General features: G+C 68.5%; 15 protein-coding genes. 10 read left to right on the top strand and 5 right to left on the bottom strand.

What is annotated here, in order from left to right; all coding sequences use genetic code 11:
- Positions 1-22: 22 nt before the first annotated feature.
- Positions 23-1,087 (top strand): class II fructose-bisphosphate aldolase, encoded by a 1,065-nt coding sequence (gene fba, locus B6N23_RS11310; RefSeq protein ID WP_305498940.1) that lies wholly within the window; start codon positions 23-25, stop codon positions 1,085-1,087.
- Between the two features lie 159 nt (positions 1,088-1,246).
- On the opposite strand, the gene B6N23_RS11305 is transcribed toward fba, so the two are convergent.
- Positions 1,247-1,555 (bottom strand): hypothetical protein, encoded by a 309-nt coding sequence (locus B6N23_RS11305; protein ID WP_302139704.1) that lies wholly within the window; start codon positions 1,553-1,555, stop codon positions 1,247-1,249.
- 401 nt (positions 1,556-1,956) lie between these two features.
- Between B6N23_RS11305 and B6N23_RS11300 the strand changes: the two genes are divergently transcribed.
- Both B6N23_RS11300 and B6N23_RS11295 read left to right on the top strand, forming a co-directional pair.
- Complete coding sequence (locus tag B6N23_RS11300; protein ID WP_305498935.1) at positions 1,957-2,649, top strand: HAD family hydrolase; 693 nt, start codon at positions 1,957-1,959, stop codon at positions 2,647-2,649.
- A gap of 104 nt (positions 2,650-2,753) precedes the next feature.
- A complete protein-coding gene (locus B6N23_RS11295; RefSeq protein ID WP_305498932.1) occupies positions 2,754-3,128 on the top strand; it encodes a translation initiation factor Sui1 in 375 nt (124 codons plus the stop codon).
- 6 nt (positions 3,129-3,134) lie between these two features.
- Here B6N23_RS11295 and B6N23_RS11290 read toward each other — a convergent pair whose 3' ends face one another.
- Positions 3,135-3,998 (bottom strand): NAD-dependent protein deacetylase, encoded by an 864-nt coding sequence (locus B6N23_RS11290; RefSeq protein ID WP_305498930.1) that lies wholly within the window; start codon positions 3,996-3,998, stop codon positions 3,135-3,137.
- A 123-nt stretch (positions 3,999-4,121) separates the two neighbouring features.
- Between B6N23_RS11290 and B6N23_RS11285 the strand changes: the two genes are divergently transcribed.
- Entirely contained in the window at positions 4,122-5,024 is a 903-nt protein-coding gene (locus tag B6N23_RS11285; protein WP_305498928.1) for a nuclease-related domain-containing protein, read from the top strand.
- Positions 5,025-5,037: 13 nt separating this feature from the next.
- Here B6N23_RS11285 and B6N23_RS11280 read toward each other — a convergent pair whose 3' ends face one another.
- Complete coding sequence (locus B6N23_RS11280; protein WP_305498926.1) at positions 5,038-6,387, bottom strand: deoxyguanosinetriphosphate triphosphohydrolase; 1,350 nt, start codon at positions 6,385-6,387, stop codon at positions 5,038-5,040.
- 97 nt (positions 6,388-6,484) lie between these two features.
- On the opposite strand from B6N23_RS11280, the gene B6N23_RS11275 reads away from it, so the two are divergent.
- Genes B6N23_RS11275 through B6N23_RS11250 form a run of 6 tightly spaced genes read left to right on the top strand, consistent with a single transcriptional unit; the run spans position 6,485 to position 13,794 of the window.
- A complete protein-coding gene (locus B6N23_RS11275) occupies positions 6,485-7,960 on the top strand; it encodes a DUF3375 domain-containing protein (protein WP_305498924.1) in 1,476 nt (491 codons plus the stop codon).
- Positions 7,957-8,562, top strand: a complete 606-nt coding sequence (locus tag B6N23_RS11270) for a DUF4194 domain-containing protein (protein ID WP_305498922.1) — start codon at positions 7,957-7,959, stop codon at positions 8,560-8,562. The genes B6N23_RS11275 and B6N23_RS11270 overlap by 4 nt, the downstream gene beginning before the upstream one ends.
- 1 nt (position 8,563) lies before the next feature.
- Entirely contained in the window at positions 8,564-11,947 is a 3,384-nt protein-coding gene (locus B6N23_RS11265) for an ATP-binding protein (RefSeq protein WP_305498920.1), read from the top strand.
- A 1-nt stretch (position 11,948) separates the two neighbouring features.
- Entirely contained in the window at positions 11,949-13,160 is a 1,212-nt protein-coding gene (locus tag B6N23_RS11260) for a Wadjet anti-phage system protein JetD domain-containing protein (protein WP_305498918.1), read from the top strand.
- A gap of 41 nt (positions 13,161-13,201) precedes the next feature.
- Positions 13,202-13,471 carry a type II toxin-antitoxin system Phd/YefM family antitoxin gene (locus B6N23_RS11255; RefSeq protein ID WP_305498916.1) on the top strand — a complete coding sequence of 90 codons (270 nt, stop codon included), beginning with the start codon at positions 13,202-13,204 and terminating at the stop codon, positions 13,469-13,471.
- 2 nt (positions 13,472-13,473) lie between these two features.
- On the top strand, positions 13,474-13,794 hold the full coding sequence (locus B6N23_RS11250) for a type II toxin-antitoxin system RelE/ParE family toxin (RefSeq protein WP_305498914.1): 321 nt from the start codon (positions 13,474-13,476) through the stop codon (positions 13,792-13,794).
- A gap of 29 nt (positions 13,795-13,823) precedes the next feature.
- On the opposite strand, the gene ntrC is transcribed toward B6N23_RS11250, so the two are convergent.
- The gene (gene ntrC / locus B6N23_RS11245; protein ID WP_119021372.1) at positions 13,824-15,236 is read right to left on the bottom strand and encodes a nitrogen regulation protein NR(I); all 1,413 of its coding nucleotides are present in this window, start codon (positions 15,234-15,236) and stop codon (positions 13,824-13,826) included.
- The gene (gene glnL, locus B6N23_RS11240) at positions 15,229-16,275 is read right to left on the bottom strand and encodes a nitrogen regulation protein NR(II) (protein ID WP_119023602.1); all 1,047 of its coding nucleotides are present in this window, start codon (positions 16,273-16,275) and stop codon (positions 15,229-15,231) included. The genes ntrC and glnL overlap by 8 nt, the downstream gene beginning before the upstream one ends.
- Positions 16,276-16,390: the final 115 nt, after the last annotated feature.

Below are 16,390 nucleotides of genomic sequence, written 5' to 3'. Positions count from 1 at the left end.
CGACCACGCAAAAGGTGACCCCATGGCACTGATCAGCATGCGCCAGATGCTGGACCACGCCGCCGAGTACGGCTACGGCGTTCCGGCCTTCAACGTCAACAACCTCGAGCAGATGCGCGCCATCATGGAAGCGGCCGACCGCACCGACTCGCCGGTGATCGTCCAGGCCTCCGCCGGTGCCCGCAAGTACGCCGGCGCCCCCTTCCTGCGCCACCTGATCCTGGCCGCGGTGGAGGAGTTCCCGCATATCCCGGTGTGCATGCACCAGGACCACGGCACCAGCCCCGCGGTGTGCCAGCGCTCCATCCAGCTCGGCTTCTCCTCGGTGATGATGGACGGCTCGCTGGGCGAGGACGGCAAGACCCCGATGGACTATGACTACAACGTCGACGTCACCCGTCGCACCGTGGAGATGGCCCACGCCTGCGGCGTCTCCGTGGAGGGCGAGCTGGGCTGCCTGGGCTCCCTGGAAACCGGCATGGCCGGCGAGGAAGACGGCATCGGCGCCGAGGGCAAGCTGGAGATGGAGCAGCTGCTCACCGACCCGGAGGAGGCCGCCGACTTCGTCAAGGCCACCGGCGTGGACGCCCTGGCCATCGCCATCGGCACCAGCCACGGTGCCTACAAGTTCACCAAGCCGCCCACCGGTGACACCCTCTCCATCCAGCGCATCAAGGAGATCCACGCCCGCATCCCCGACACCCACCTGGTGATGCACGGCTCCTCCTCGGTGCCCCAGGAGTGGCTCGAGGTGATCAACCGCTTCGGCGGCGAGAGCCCCGAGACCTACGGCGTGCCGGTCGAGGAGATCGTCGAGGGCATCCGGCACGGCGTGCGCAAGGTCAACATCGACACCGACCTGCGCCTGGCCTCCACCGGCGCGGTGCGTCGCTTCCTGGCCGAGCACCCCAGCGAGTTCGACCCGCGCAAGTTCCTCAAGGAGACCGTCTCCGCCATGCGCGACATCTGCATCGCCCGCTACGAGGCCTTCGGCACCGCCGGCCACGCCTCGAAGATCAAGCCGATCAGCCTCGAGGCCATGGTCGCCCGCTACGAGAGCGGCGAGCTGGCGCCCAAGGTCAAGTAAGGCACTGACGCCTGCTCATCAGGCAGGCGACAGCAGGGGCGGCCCAGGGGCCGCCCCTTGTCGTTTCCGTACCCATCGTTTCCGCACCCACCAACGACGCCGGCCAGGGCCGGGGGCGGCAGCGAGGAAGCAGCTTCCTCGGAGGTGGGTGCGAGGCGATTACCAGGTGGATTCCTCGTCGTCCTCGTCAGGGGTCTCCCACTCCTCCTCTTCTTCCTCCTCCTCGTCGTCGAAGGTCCACTCCTCTTCTTCCTCCTCTTCCTCGTACTCGGAGGCTTCGAAGTCGGTGCTCTCGAAGGTGTCGTCGGCACCGGCGCTGCCGTAGTTCTCATCGGGAGCCGGCTCCTCTTGCGGCACCGGATCCTGCGGCTCTTCGTCGTGGAAGTCGGCGAAGGCCAGCGGGCTGGCGGCCAGGCCGAAGGTGATACCGACGATACCGAGTTTCTTGAGGAATTCCTTGGACATCATGTTCGCGCCTCCTATGGGGTCTGAACTTGAGTTTTCCTGTGAGGAAGCCTGCGGCCTCCATCCTTGAGGAAGCCTGTGGCCTCCATATCGACGGGCCGGATAGTGCGTGGCGCCGTCGCTTCCTGCTCACCCTGAGCAGTGCAGGCGGCGGGCCAACACCCGGCCAATTTTTAAAAAAAATATTCAATATCAATGGACTGCAAAAAATCGCGGCGTGCCGGATGCATGCCATGACCCTCGCCGGGCATGGTGAAATCTGGCACATGGGGCCCGCCGACACAGCCGGGCGACACCTTTCGGCAGGGCCCGGAGGCCGCCAACGGAAACACTGTTCACAAAGTCGTGAAACTGGGCTTTAATATAAGGGTGATCACGCCCTGTACTCTCCGCGAGGTTAGGTGATGGCCGGCCCCCTCTGTCTGCTCTTCGATTGCGACGGCACCCTGGTCGACAGCGAGCCGCTGCTCGCCGACGAGATGGCCACCGCGCTCAACGCCGTGGGCCTGCCCTTCCAGCCCACCGACTACATCGGCGAATTCCGCGGGGCCCGCTTCCGCCGCATCGTCGCCGCCCTCGAGTGCCGCCACGGCAGCGTCGACCCCGAGGCGCTGGAGCCCCTGGAGGCCACCATGCGGGCCAACCTCAACCAGCGGCTGGCCACCGAGCTCACCCCCATCGATGGCGCCCCCGAGGCCCTGGCCGCCCTCCACGCCTACCCCATGGGCGTGGTCTCCAACGGGCCGGTGAACAAGATCCGCACCTCCCTGCAGGCCACCGGCCTCGCCGACCTGTTCGGCGAACGGCTGTTCAGTGCCTACGAGGCCAACTGCTGGAAGCCCGACCCCGGCCTCTATCGCCACGCGGCCAGCCAGATGGACGTTGCCCCGGCGCAGTGCCTGGCCATCGAGGACTCGGTGGTGGGCGTTCGCGCCGCCCTGGAGGCGGGCATGATCGTGGTTCATCTCAACCGCTACCCGGATGTGGAAGAGACCCCGGAGGGCGCCATCATGATCACCAGCATGTTCCAGCTGCCCACCGTGGTGGCCAGGCTTGCCCTGGAGGCCGCCGCCTCGCGCCGCAGAGCCAGCCGCTGAGGCCGCTCCCCACCGAGCGTCCCACATGCACGCAGCGCCCGCGGCCGCTATCATCGCCCTGCACATGTTCAGCCACCGCCACCCACCCGCCAGGGAGCCTTGTCATGCCCTCACTCCAGGACCAGCTGCGCGGCCTCGTCTACTCCACCGAACATGGCGAGCTCTGCCCCGACTGCCGCCAGCCGGTGGCCGAGTGCCGCTGCGCAGAACTCGCCGAGCAGGCCCGCCTGGCCGAACTCGACGGCATCGTGCGTATCCGTCGCGAGACCAGCGGCCGCAAGGGCAAGGGGGTCACCACGATCGCCGGCGTGCCGCTGCCCGAGGCGGAGCTCAAGGCCCTGGCCAAGCAGCTCAAGAAGGTGTGCGGCACCGGTGGCGCCGTAAAGGAGGGGGTGATCGAGATCCAGGGCGACCATCGCGACCGCCTCAAGGCGGAGCTTCAGGCGCGCGGCTATACCGTCAAGCTGGCCGGCGGCTGAGCGGCGTCAGGCGTCGCCCCCGCAGAGGCCGCACAGCGCGGCCAGGGACGCCTCCACCGGCGCCTCCAGCTTGAGGGCGTAGAGGTCATCGGCACGGGTGCGGCCGAGGTTGAAGCAGGCGATCGGCTTGCCCTCCCGGGCCGCCGCGCGGGCGAAGCGGAAGCCGGAGAAGACCATCAGCGAGCTGCCCACCACCAGCAGGGCATCGCTCTCCGCCAGCAGGGCGAAGGCCCGCTCCACGCTCTCCCGGGGCACGCTGTCGCCGAAGAACACCACGTCGGGCTTCCAGATGCCGCTCCCGCAGCGGGAGCAGCCGGGCACCCGGAAGTCGGAGAAGTCCGCCTCCAGGTCGGCGTCCCCATCGGGTGCCGCCCGGGCCGCCACCTCGGCCCAGCCGGGATTGAGCCGCGCCAGCTCGGCGTGCAGGTCGTGGCGCATGCGGTTGGCGCCGCAGCCCATGCAGCGCACCCGGTCGGCGCGGCCGTGCAGATCGATGACCCGCCGGGAGCCGGCACGCTGGTGCAGGCCGTCGACGTTCTGGGTGATCACCCCGCTGACCCGCCCCATGGCCTCCAGCTCGGCCAGCCGCCGATGGGCCGGATTGGGGCGCGCCGTGCCGAGCACCCGAAAGCCCGCCAGGGCCCGCGCCCAGTAGCGCTGGCGCGCCGCATGGCTGCCCATGAACTGTTGATGCTGCATGGGCGGTGAGCGCTTCCAGGCGCCGGCGGCATCCCGATAGTCGGGAATCCCGCTGGCGGTGCTGATGCCGGCACCGGTCAGCACCGCCAGGCGCGGATGGCGCAGGACAAAGTCGCCGAGTGCCCGCTGGGCCTCGCTGCCGAGCGTCATGCCCTGGATGGCTGTCGTCATACCGCGCTCTCCCCGGGGTGTCGTTGATGCCGAGTGCCGAAAGAGCATGGCCCCGAAGGGCAGAGGTTGTCTAGAATGGGCCCGACACTCCGCCTCTCCCCGACTGATGGGCAAGGAACCCCGATGGCCTGGCTGGAATACCTGCTTCCCCTGATCTTCCTGTTCCCCCTTGCCGCGCTGGCGGTGATCGTGGTGGCGCTGCGCAACCTTCACGACGCCCGGGTACACTCCCCCTTCGACGCCCACCCGCTGCGCGAGCCCGGCCAGGGCCTGCGCGACCGCCTGGACCGCGCCTTCGCCGGTCTCTTCCTCAACGGCGCCCTGGGCCCGATCGCCACCCTGGCACCGCTGGTCTACGGCATGGGCCGCATGCTCTTCGCCAGCGAGCAGGACTGGGTCGAGTGGTCCCTCTACGGGGTGCTCAGCACCCTGCTGGTGCTGCTCTTCTGCTTCCTGCTGATGCGCGACTTCCAGCGCATCCGGCGCCTCAAGCTGGGCCTGGCCTGCGAGCTGGCGGTGGGCCAGGAGCTCGAGCGACTGATCCGTCCCGAGGCCCACCCCTACTATGTGTTCCACGACGTGCCGGCCCGCGGCACTCGCATCGACCACGTGGTGGTGACCCCCTGCGGGGTCTTCGTGGTGGAGACCCGGGCCCGCACCCGCCCCTTCACCCCCTCAGGCAAGGAGATCAACCTGGTCACGGTGGAGAAGACGCGTCTGCGCTTCCCCGGCTGGAGCGAGCATGCCCCGCTGGAGAAGACCCGGGAGCTGACCCTGTGGCTGGGTAACTGGCTCTCCGAGCTGACCGGCCGCACGGTGCCGGTGATGGGCGTGCTGACCCTGCCCGGCTGGGAGGTGGACGCCCGCCAGGGCCCCGAGGACCTGCTGGTGGTCAGCGGCGAGCGCCTCGCCGATCAGCTCGGTGAGCTCTGCCCTGGCGACTTCGATACCGAGACCCACGACGCGGTGATCGGCGTGCTGCTGGAGCGCGCCGCTCGCCTCGAGCGCCTGCCCGAGCGGGGCTGAACCGCCTTGGGGCTCAGTCGCCCCTGAGTCGCCCGCCCATCTCCTGGGCCAGATCCACCGCATAGTGATCGGTCATGCCGCCGATGAAATCGAGCATGCGCCGATAGCTGTCGTAGAGCGACCAGGAGGGCCGCGGGGTATTCTCGCCGATCAGCGCCAGCACCCGCTGGTGCTTGAAGGTGGAGTGGCCGGTATGGTGCAGCTCATGGGCCGCGCCGATGAAGGCCTCCAGCAGGATGCCCAGGGTCGTGTAGGCGCCGATCTCCAGCTTGGCCTTGCGCTCGTTCTGGAAGATACGCTCCCGGGCCAGCTGCTTGGCCGAGGCCACGCCCCAGCCCAGGTCCGGGTGGCAGAGCTCCAGCAGGTCCTGGCGCAGGCGCCCGCCCAGCAGCTCCGCCTCGTGCTGCACGAAGACCGCCCCCACGTCGTTCACCGCGCGCTCCATGGCCGCCCCGCGCAGGGCGGCGATGCGCCGCCGCTGGGAGACCCCGAGGCGCTGCATGGCGGCGTAGTCGTCGGGGGCGCCGCCGGCGATCTGGATCAGGATCTCCGCCACCTCCTCATAGCGCAGGATGCCCATCTCCAGGCCATCCTCCAGGTCGAGCAGCGCGTAGCAGATGTCGTCGGCGGCCTCCACCAGCCAGGCCAGCGGATGGCGACACCAGCGCCCCGTCCCCTGGGGCAGCAGCCCCAGCCGCTCGGCCACCTCGACCAGCAACTCCCGCTCGCTCTGGTAGCAGCCGAACTTGCCGGCCGCCCCGCCGTGCTCCACCGTCCAGGGGTACTTGAGCATGGTGCCGAGCGTCGCCGTGGTCAGCCGCATGCCGCCGCGGAACTGGTTGTACTCGACCTGGGTGACGATGCGAAAGCCCTGGGCGTTGCCCTCGTAGGTGAGCAGGTCCTCGCGCTCCAGGGGCGAGAGCCCCTCCAGCAGGCCGCTGCCGTCGCTCTCGGCGTGCTTGAACCAGTCGCGGATGGCGTACTCGCCGGCGTGACCGAAGGGGGGGTTGCCGATGTCGTGGCCCAGGCAGGCGGCCTGGACGATCACACCGAGGTCCGCCGGGGTGATCCAGGCCGGCAGCCGGCCGCTGAGCCGCTCGCCGACGATCATCCCCAGCGAGCGACCCACGCAGCCCACCTCCAGGGAGTGGGTCAGGCGGGTGTGGATATGGTCGTTGTCGGTCAGCGGGTGCACCTGGGTCTTGCGCCCCAGGCGGCGGAAGGAGCCGGCGAAGACGATTCGATCGTGATCCTTGTGGAAGGGGCTGCGGCCGATCTCGTCGCGGCCCCCGCCGGGGCGCTCGTCGCGCCGGTCGTGCAGGCGGCTCGGGTCCAGCAGCCGCTCCCAGCTCATCTGCGTCATGGGCATTCTCTCCTTGAGAATCCCATTCTGGCACTCCCGGCGGGCGCTTTGCCATCATCGGCTTGGGCCACGGCACATGCCAGGCTATCCTGTGCCAATGATGCGCCACCTGGATTTCGACTACCTGCAGCAGCTACGCCATTCACATCCGGCGTGGACCCTGTTGCGTGCCGAAAACGCCCCGATGATCATCGGCTTTCTGCAGCGCACCTTCATCGTGCCGAACCTGCGCAGCATTGCCGAACAACCCCTGGGCGCGCAGCTGGAAGACTGGCTCCATCATCTGCGTCAGGAGCTCGGTGAGGCGGCCTTCCCCCGCGAGGCCATGGCCTATCTCAACGAGTGGGCCGACGATCGTCACCGTTGGCTGCGCAAATACTACCCTGCCGCGGGCGACGAGCCGCACTTCGACCTTACACCGGCCGCCGAGCAGGCCCTGCACTGGCTGTCGGGTCTCGAGCAGCGCCAATTCATCGGCGCGGAATCGCGCCTCAAGCAGGTCTTTGACCTGCTGCGCGAGATCGACCAGGGTAGCGAGACCGACCCCGAGACCCGCATCCGTGACCTGGAGCGGCGCCGCGATGCCATCGACGGCGAGATCGCCGAGATCCGCGCCGGACGCCTCGACCTGATGGCGACGACGGCCCTGCGCGAGCGCTTCCTGCAGATGACCGACACTGCGAGGGCCCTGCTAGCCGACTTTCGCCAGGTCGAGCAGAACTTCCGCCACCTCGATCGCGAATTACGTGAGCGCATCGCCACCTGGGAGGGAAGCAAGGGCGAGCTGCTCGAAGAGGTCTTCGGCGACCACGATGCCATCCGCGACTCCGACCAGGGACGCAGTTTCCATGCCTTCTGGGAGTTCCTGATGTCGCCGGCTCGCCAGGAAGAACTCACCACGCTGCTGGAGCGCATCCTGAGCCTGGAGCCGGTCGCCGAGCTGGCCCCCGACCCGCGCCTGGCACGCATCCACTACGACTGGCTGTCGGCCGGCGAAGTGGCCCAGGGCACCGTCGCCCGGCTCTCCGAGCAGCTGCGGCGCTATCTGGACGACCAGGGCTGGCTGGAGAACCGCCGCATCATGGGCATCCTGCACAACATCGAGCGCCACGCCCTGGCACTGCGCGAGAACGCCCCCCTGGAGGAGATGATGAGCCTCGACGAGCCGGCACCACGCCTCGAGCTGCCCATGGAGCGACCGCTGTTCCACCCACCCATCAAGCCATGCCATGCAATCGTCGCCGAGCGTCTGACCAGCGGCAACGACCAAGAGATCGGCGCCCAGGCGCTGTTCGACCAGCACCATGTGGACAAGGAGCGCCTGCGCGCCCGAGTACGCCGAGCGCTACAGACCCGCGACCAGGTCACCCTCGATGAGCTGTTGGCCGAGGAGCCGCTCCGGCAGGGGCTCGCCGAGCTGGTGGCCTGGCTGGCCATCGCCACCGAGGGGCACCAGGGGCTGCTCGACGAGGCCCACCCCCAGGAACTCACCTGGCACGACGACCAGGGGCGCTGGCGGCGCGCCCGGCTCCCGCGCGTTATTTTTACCCGTCAACAGGTGCCCAGCCCATGAGCGACATCATCTCAGACACCTCACCGCCCTCCGGCGAGCGACGCTTCTCGCTGGTCCTGATCGCCCTTGTGAAGGGTGTCCTCTATCAGGACCGCGACCCCGGTCAGTGGCAGGATCTGCTCGACCACCAGGCGCGACTGCGCGACCACCTGGCCCCGCTGGGGCTGTCGCTGATACTCGACGAGGCCGAAGGCCACGCCTACCTGATCCAGCGAGCGGACGACGACGAGCACCCGCTGCCCCGCCTGGTGCGTCGCCAGCCGCTGAGCTATCCGGTCAGCCTGTTGCTGGCACTGCTGCGCAAGAAGCTTGCCGAGCAGGATGCCGGCAGCGACGAGCCGCGCCTGATTCTCTCCCGCGAGCAGCTCCAAGAGATGCTCGCTCTATTCCTCGCCGACACCAGCAACGAGGCGCGCCTGCTTGATCGACTCGACGGCCACATCAACAAGGTGGTGGAACTGGGCTTCCTGCGTCGCCTCAAGGGCGAGCAGCCACGCTTCGAGGTGCGCCGCCTACTCAAGTCCTTCGTCGATGCCCAGTGGCTCGCCGAGTTCGAACAGCGCCTGGCCGAATACCGTGAACATGCCGAGGAGAAAGGCTGATATGCAGCTCGGTGAACTCGACTTCGGGGCGCCGCCGGGACGCGCCGGCTTTCGCCTGCAGCGCCTGGAGGTCTACAACTGGGGAACCTTCCACCAGCGCGTATGGCGCCTGGAAGCCGGCGGCGACAACGCCCTGTTGACCGGCGACATCGGCTCCGGCAAGTCCACCCTAGTCGATGCCATCACCACTTTACTGGTGCCCGCCCAGCGCATCACCTACAACAAGGCGGCCGGCGCCGAGGCCAAGGAGCGCAGCCTGCGCTCCTACGTGCTGGGCCACTACAAGAGCGAACGCGGCGAGGCGGGGCTCAGCGCCAAGGCCGTCGGCCTGCGCGATCACAACAGCTACTCGGTGATCCTCGGCCACTTCTACAACGAGGGCTTCGACACCCACGTGACCCTGGCCCAGGTATTCTGGATCACCGATACCCAGGGCCAGCCTGATCGCTTCTACGTGGTGGCCGACCGGGAACTGGCCATCGCCGGCGACTTCGACGACTTCGGCAGCGATCTCAAGTACCTCAAGAAACGCTTGCGCGACAGCCCCCCAGTGGAACTGCACGACAGTTTCCCGCCCTATGGGGCCGCCTTCCGCCGGCGGTTCGGCCTCGGCGCCAGCAACGACCAGGCCATGGAGCTGTTCAACCAGACGGTGTCGATGAAGTCGGTGGGCAACCTGACCGACTTCGTGCGCACCCATATGCTCGAGGCGCTGTCCATGGAGGAGCGCATCACCGGCCTGATCCGCCATTTCGACGACCTCGACCGCGCCCACGCCGCCGTGCTCGAGGCACGCCGCAAGATCGAGGCGCTGACCCCGCTGGTGGACAACCTCGACCGCCACGCCGAACTGGCGGTCCAGCAGGCCGAGCAGGTCGCCGATCGCGAGGCGCTGAAGAGTTACTTCGCGAGCCACAAGGCCACCCTGCTGGAACGCCGCCTGGAGCGCCTGGACGCGGACCTTGCGCGGCTGGCCACCCGGCTCGACGAGCTGACCGAACAGCGTCGCCGAGAGGCCAGCCAGCGTGACGACCTGCGCCAGGCCATCGCCGACAGCGGCGGCGACCGCCTGGCCCAACTGGCCCACGAGATCGAACAACTCGGCGAGGCGCGTGACTACTGTCGCCGTCGTGCCGACCGCTACCGGGAGCTGGCCGAAGCAGTAGGCCTGGAGGTCGCCGAGGATGCCGAGGCCTTCCAGGCCAACGCTGCGAGCGTGGACCGAGCGCTGGCCAGCCTGGACGACGACGAGCACGTCCTGACCGAACGGCGTACAGACCACGAGTTGACGCTGCGCGGCCTGAAGGAGCAGCATGATACCCTCGACACCGAGCTGGCCTCGCTGCGTGAGCGCCGCTCCAACCTGCCGGCGCGCATGCTCGCCCTGCGCGAGCGGCTCTGTGAGGCCACAGGCCTGGAGGAGGGCACCCTGCCCTTCGCCGGCGAGCTACTGCAGGTGCGCGAGGACGCCCGCGACTGGGAAGGCGCCGCCGAACGGGTGCTGCACAACTTCGCCCTCTCGCTGCTGGTGCCCGACGCCCACTACGCCGAGGTCGCCGACTGGGTCGAACGCACCCAGCTACGCGGCCGACTGGTCTACTACCGGGTGCGCGACACCCAGGTCGCCGCCCCCTCCCTGCATCCCGAGTCGCTGGTACGCAAGCTGGCCATTCGCCCCGACAGCGACCACTACGCCTGGCTGGAACAGGAGCTGGGCAAGCGCTTCGACTATGCCTGCTGTAGCGAACTGAGCCAGTTCCGCCGCGAGCAGCGCGCCCTGACCCGCAACGGCCAGCTCAAGACCGGCGGCGAGCGTCACGAGAAGGACGACCGCCACCGCCTCGACGACCGTACCCGCTACGTGCTGGGCTGGAGCAACGAAGCCAAGATCGCTGCCCTGGAGACGGAAGCCGACGCCCTGCGGCAGCGCATCCAGGCCAGCGCGGTCCGGGTGGCCGAGGTCCAGGCCGAGCAGCGCCGGCTCGGCCAGCGCCGCGGCGACCTCAGCCGCCTGCAGGGCTTCGAGGACTTCGCGTCCCTCGACTGGCGCACCCCGGCGGCACGGCTGGCCCGTCGCGAGGCGGAACGCCGCAATCTCGAGGAGAGTTCCGACCGGCTCAGGACGCTGCAGGCCCAGCTACAGGAACTGGAGGCCGCCAGCGCCGCCACCGAGGCGGCCTGGAGCCAGGCCCAGAACGAACAGGGCAGCCAGAGGCCGCGACGCGAGGCGGCCGATATCCAGCTCGCAGAAGCCCGATCCCTGGTCGAGAGCCTCGACGCCGAGCAGCGCCAGGCCTGCTTCCCGCGCCTCGATACTCAGCGCTCAAAGGCCTTGGGTGAGCACCAGCTCAGCGTCGAGTCCTGCGACAACCGCGAGCGGGAGATGCGCGACTGGCTGCAGGCGGCCATCGATGCCCGTCAGAAGCAACTAGACCGGCTGAGCGAGACGATCGTCAAGGCCATGCAACACATTCGCACCGCCTGGCCCCAGGACACCGAGGAAGTGGACGCCAGCCTGGCCGCCGGTGACGACTATCGCGCCCTGCTGGCGTCCCTCCAGGCTGATGATCTGCCGCGCTTCGAGGCACGCTTCAAGCAGTTGCTCAACGAAAATACTATCCACGAGATCGCCGGCTTCCAGGCCTTCCTTAACCGCCAGCGCGAGGAGATCCGGGATCGCGTGGCGACCATCAACGCCTCATTGCACGACATCGACTATAACCCGGGGCGCTTTATCCGCTTGGTCGCCGAGCCCAGTTCGGATGCCGAGGTTCGCGACTTTCGCCAGCAGCTGCGCGCCTGCACCGAGAGCACCCTGAGCGGCAGCGACGACGAGCAGTATTCCGAGGCCAAGTTCCTGCAGGTCAAGGCGATCATCGAGCGCTTCCGCGGCCGCGAGGGCAGCAGCGAACTGGACCGGCGCTGGACCCGAAAGGTCACCGACGTGCGCCACCACTTCCTGTTCTCGGCCTCGGAGCGCTGGCGCGAGGACGACAGCGAGCACGAGCACTACTCGGACGCCGGCGGCAAGTCGGGGGGCCAGAAGGAGAAGCTCGCCTATACCGTGCTGGCCGCCAGCCTGGCCTACCAGTTCGGCCTGGAGTGGGGCGAGAGCCACTCACGCTCCTTCCGTTTCGTGGTCATCGACGAGGCCTTCGGCCGTGGCTCCGACGAATCCGCCCGCTACGGCCTCGAGCTGTTCGCCCGGCTCAACCTTCAGCTGCTGATCGTCACCCCGCTGCAGAAGATCCACATCATCGAGCCCTATGTCGCCAGCGTCGGCTTCGTGCACAACGAAGCGGGGCGCCAGTCGATGCTTCGCAACCTGACCATCGAGGAGTACCGCGAGGAGAAGGCCGCCCGGGAACGGATCGAGGTGCTGTGAGGTGACTTGGACCACGCCGGCGGAGATCCGCCGCCAGCTCCAGCGCCACTGGGACAGCGGCGCCCTCCTCGCCGCGCGCCTGCCGGCAGAAGACGACGAGCCGCTGTTTCCACTGGACCTGCGCCTGCGCCGCCCCACCGCCAGGGACATCACCGAACGCTTCGCCGAGGTGGCCGCCTGGGTCCGGCGGCTGCGCGACAACAGCCTCGATGCCCTGGGCCACGGCTACGTAATCGAGTTCCGCCGCCAGGGCAACCGCGTACAGGGAAGCAACGAGCTGCCCGCCGCGCTGATCGTTCCCACTAGCGAGGACGCCCTGCGGCTGCTAGATCGGCGGCGTGATGCCGAACGCTTCGATGCGCTGGCCACGGAGATCCTCGCTCGCCAGCCGCGACTGGCCAACTGGCTGCGCCGACAGCCGCTCAAGGTACTGAAGCACGCGGAGAGCTGGCCTCGGTTACTCGCCGTGCTCGACCATTTCCAGCGCCACCCGCGGCCCGGCTGCTATCCCCGCCAGTTGGCGATTCCCGGCGTCGACACCAAGTTCATCGAGATCAGGCGCGGCCTGCTCGCGGTGCTCCTCGACGAAGTATTGCCTGCTTCGGCCATCGACGCGGCGGCCAGTGGGGTGCGCGGCTTCAACCAGCGCTTCGGGCTGCGCAGCCCTTCGCCGCTGGTGCGCCTGCGCCTGCTCGACCCGGCCCTCCACGTGCAGGGGCTGAGTGATCTGAGTCTCCCCGCCGAGCAGTTCGCCACCTTCCGGCCGACGGTGGAGCGCGTCTTCATCACCGAGAACCAGACCAACGGCCTAGCCTTTCCCGACGTGCCCCGCTCGCTGGTGGTATTCGGACTGGGCTACGGTCTGGAGCATCTGGTACGTACCCCCTGGCTCAGGGAGGTCGAGGTACATTACTGGGGCGATATCGACACCCACGGCTTCGGTATCCTCGACCGGGTGCGTGCCTCGCTGCCCGACGCCCGCTCGCTGCTGATGGATCAGCAGACGCTGCTGGCACACCGCTTGCTATGGGGCGAGGAGCCCGCCGATAAGCGACTCGGGCATACCCCCACCCGACTCACCGACGCCGAGCTCGCGCTGTTCCTTGCGCTGCGCGACGATACCTGGGCCGAGCGGGTGCGGCTCGAACAAGAGCATATCGACTTCGGCTGGCTGAGGCAGAAGCTTCCTGATGCTTGCCGAGAAACTGAATAAGGACTAAATTCAGTCCACACGCCCGTGCGGAACCAGACACCATGAAATACTCAGAGAACATCAAGCCCATCAGCTATCTGAAGGCCCATGCCGCCGAGATTTCCCGCTCGCTCAACGAGCTGCGCGAGCCCATGCTGATCACCCAGAACGGCGAGGCCAGGATGGTCGTACAGGACATCCGCAGCTATGAGCAGACCCAGGAGACACTGGCCCTGCTCAAGATCCTGGCGCTTGGCAGCCAGGAGGTCGAGCAGGGCAAGACCCTGGATGCGGCCGAATGTTTTAACCGGCTGCGCCGAGGAGATCGCTAGCGGTGGCGCTGCGGGTCGAACTCACGGCCTCGGCCTTCGAGGACCTTCGCGAGCTCTACGAATTCATTGCTGAGGACTCGCCGCCAGCGGCCGAACAGCTACTGACCGCCATCGAAGGGCGCCTTGCCTCGCTGGGGGAGCTACCCGAGCGCGGCAGCCACCCCCGCGAGCTGCTGGAGCTTGGCATCCGTGACTATCGGCAGGTCATCGAGCCGCCGGTACGCATCCTCTATCGTCAGCATGGCGAGCGACTCATCGTCTATCTGATTGCCCACAGCCGCCGTGACATGCAGCGGCTGCTAGCGCGGCGACTGCTCGGCTAGCTTCCCCTCATGACCGCTTGGCGCTCAGCCTACTCCCCGTCGGCCAGCGCCGGCAGCAATACCTTCAATTTTCGGGTCAGGGTATTGCGTCCCCAGCCCAGCAGCTCCGCGGCCTCCCCCTTGCGCCCGCCGGTGTGGCGCAGGGCGGTCTCGATCAGGATCTTCTCGAAGTCCGGTACGGCCTCTTCCAGCAGGTGGGTATGCCCCGCCGCCAGGGCCCGGTCGGCCCAGTCCCGGAAGGCGGTGCGCCAGTCGCCGCTGGGGACGCTGCTGCCGTCCTCGTGGCGCAGCTCCGGGGGCAGGTCCTCCACCAGGATCTCGCGCCCGGAGGCCATCACCGTCAGCCAGCGGCAGGTGTTCTCCAGCTGGCGCACGTTGCCCGGCCAGGGCAGGCGGGTCAGGTGGCTCTCGGCCTCGGGCGTCAGCACCTTGACGTCGGTGGAGAGCTCCTTGGCGGCCTCGGCCAGGAAGTGACGGGCCAGCCGCGGGATATCCTCGCGGCGCTCGGCCAGCTTCGGCAGGTGCACGCGGATCACGTTGAGGCGGTGGAAGAGGTCCTCGCGGAAGCGCCCATCCTCCACCAGGCTCTCGAGGTTCTGGTGGGTGGCGGCGATGATGCGCACGTCCACCTTCACCGGCGTGTGGCCGCCGACCCGGTAGAACTCGCCGTCGGCCAGCACACGCAGCAGGCGGGTCTGGGTCTCGGCGGGCATGTCGCCGATCTCGTCCAGGAAGAGGGTGCCGCCGTCGGCCTGCTCGAAGCGGCCCTGGCGCTGGGCGGCCGCGCCGGTGAAGGCGCCCTTCTCGTGGCCGAACAGCTCGGACTCGATCAGGTCCTTGGGGATCGCCGCCATGTTCAGGGCGATGAAGGGCTTGCCGGCCCGCGGGCTGTGCTGGTGTAGCGCCCGAGCCACCCGCTCCTTGCCGGTCCCCGACTCGCCGTTGATCAGCACGGTGATGTGCGAGTGTGACAGCCGGCCGATGGCGCGGAACACCTCCTGCATGGCCGGCGCCTCGCCGATGATCTCGGCATCCAGCCCCTCGGGCACGATGACCGGGCGCTGGCGCTCCCGAGCGTGGGCCACGGCACGACGCACCAGGGCCAGCGCCTCGTCGACGTCGAAGGGCTTGGGCAGGTACTCGAAGGCCCCGCCCTGGTAGGAGGCCACCGCGCTGTCCAGGTCGGAGTGGGCGGTCATCACGATCACCGGCAGGTCCGGATGGGCCTCGCGCACCCGGGCCATCAGGTCCAGGCCATCGATGCCGGGCATGCGGATGTCGGTGACCAGCACGTCGGGCGGATTGTCGAGCAGGCGCTGCAGGGCGGTGTCCGCGCGCTCGATGCACTCCACGTCGAGGTCGGGTTGGGCGAGGGCACGTTCGAGCACCCAGCGGATGGCGCGGTCGTCATCGACGACCACCACGCGAGCGGCGTCAGTCATGGCGCTTCTCCAGGGGAATCAGCAGTCGGAATTCGGTCTGGCCTGGCTCGGAATCACATTCGATCAGGCCCTGGTGCTGGTGCAGGATCGCCTGAGCGATGGAGAGCCCCAGGCCGCTGCCCTCGGCGCGGCCGGAGACCATGGGATAGAAGAGCGTCTCGCGCAGCGCCTCGGGAACGCCGGGGCCGTTGTCGATGATCGCCACCTCGCACACCAGGCGGTGGCGCTCGGCGCCCAGGGTGAACTGGCGGCGCGCCCGGGTGCGCAGCACCAGCCGCGGCTCGGGCGTCCCCGACTCGGTCATCGCCTCCACGGCATTGCGGGCCACGTTGAGCACCGCCTGGATCATCTGGGCCTCGTCGCCGGCCAGGTCCGGCAGGCTGGGGTCGTAGTCGCGCTCGACCCGCACCTGGGGGTGCTCGACGCTCAGCAGCGAGCGCACCCGCTCCAGCACCTTGTGGATATTGAGCGGCTCGTGGCGGGTCACCCGGTTGGGGCCCAGCATGGAGTCCACCAGGTCGCGCAGCCGATCCACCTCCTCGACGATGATCCGGGTGAACTCCTTCAGGTCCGGGTCGTCGAGGTCGCGCTCCAGCAGCTGGGCCGCCCCGCGAATGCCGCCCAGGGGGTTCTTCACCTCGTGGGCCAGGCCGCGGGTCAGCACCTTGATGGTCTCCTGACGGGTCAGCAGCGCCTCCTCCCGGGAGATGCGCATCAGCCGGTCGCGGGGCTCGATCTCCAGCAGCAGCTCCTCCCGGGAGAGCGGCGTGACCGTGTAGTCCACCGTCAGCGCCTCGCCGCCCAGCATGGTCAGGCGCGCCTCGCGCTGGGTGAAGGGGTGAAATTCGTCCCGGGCCTTGCCCAGTACCGCGCCGAGTCCATCATCGCTCTCCATCAGGGCGCACAGCGCCACACCCTGCACCCGGCTGAGGCTGTTCGCCAGCAGCGCCTCGGCGGCAGGGTTCATCCATCGCAGCCTCAGCTCGCCGTCCAGCAGGACCACGGCGGTGGTGAGGTGCTCCATCAAGCGTTGATACATCGAAGGGGCCATATCGGATCCAGGGTAGACACCAAGCGATTGCAAGAAGCGCGCCAGACTCGCAAGGCCCGCCACCAGGGGCTCCGCGGCGGCGGATCGCCACCCCGCCGCACCA

Source organism: Halomonas alkalicola, assembly GCF_030704205.1.
In the GTDB taxonomy this organism is placed as follows: domain Bacteria; phylum Pseudomonadota; class Gammaproteobacteria; order Pseudomonadales; family Halomonadaceae; genus Halomonas; species Halomonas alkalicola.
The sequence above is the reverse complement of the archived record's forward strand: the minus strand, read 5'-3'. Positions and strand labels throughout refer to the sequence as shown.

Excerpts from the sequence above, each read along its gene's own strand:
- B6N23_RS11290 (WP_305498930.1), bottom strand. The coding sequence starts at position 3,998 with ATGACGACAGCCATCCAGGGCATGACGCTCGGCAGCGAGGCCCAGCGG.
- ntrC (WP_119021372.1), bottom strand. The coding sequence starts at position 15,236 with ATGACTGACGCCGCTCGCGTGGTGGTCGTCGATGACGACCGCGCCATC.
- B6N23_RS11295 (WP_305498932.1), top strand. The coding sequence starts at position 2,754 with ATGCCCTCACTCCAGGACCAGCTGCGCGGCCTCGTCTACTCCACCGAA.
- B6N23_RS11280 (WP_305498926.1), bottom strand. The coding sequence starts at position 6,387 with ATGACGCAGATGAGCTGGGAGCGGCTGCTGGACCCGAGCCGCCTGCAC.
- B6N23_RS11255 (WP_305498916.1), top strand. The coding sequence starts at position 13,202 with ATGAAATACTCAGAGAACATCAAGCCCATCAGCTATCTGAAGGCCCAT.
- glnL (WP_119023602.1), bottom strand. The coding sequence starts at position 16,275 with ATGTATCAACGCTTGATGGAGCACCTCACCACCGCCGTGGTCCTGCTG.
- B6N23_RS11275 (WP_305498924.1), top strand. The coding sequence starts at position 6,485 with ATGATGCGCCACCTGGATTTCGACTACCTGCAGCAGCTACGCCATTCA.
- B6N23_RS11305 (WP_302139704.1), bottom strand. The coding sequence starts at position 1,555 with ATGATGTCCAAGGAATTCCTCAAGAAACTCGGTATCGTCGGTATCACC.
- B6N23_RS11265 (WP_305498920.1), top strand. The coding sequence starts at position 8,564 with ATGCAGCTCGGTGAACTCGACTTCGGGGCGCCGCCGGGACGCGCCGGC.
- B6N23_RS11270 (WP_305498922.1), top strand. The coding sequence starts at position 7,957 with ATGAGCGACATCATCTCAGACACCTCACCGCCCTCCGGCGAGCGACGC.
- B6N23_RS11300 (WP_305498935.1), top strand. The coding sequence starts at position 1,957 with ATGGCCGGCCCCCTCTGTCTGCTCTTCGATTGCGACGGCACCCTGGTC.
- B6N23_RS11285 (WP_305498928.1), top strand. The coding sequence starts at position 4,122 with ATGGCCTGGCTGGAATACCTGCTTCCCCTGATCTTCCTGTTCCCCCTT.
- fba (WP_305498940.1), top strand. The coding sequence starts at position 23 with ATGGCACTGATCAGCATGCGCCAGATGCTGGACCACGCCGCCGAGTAC.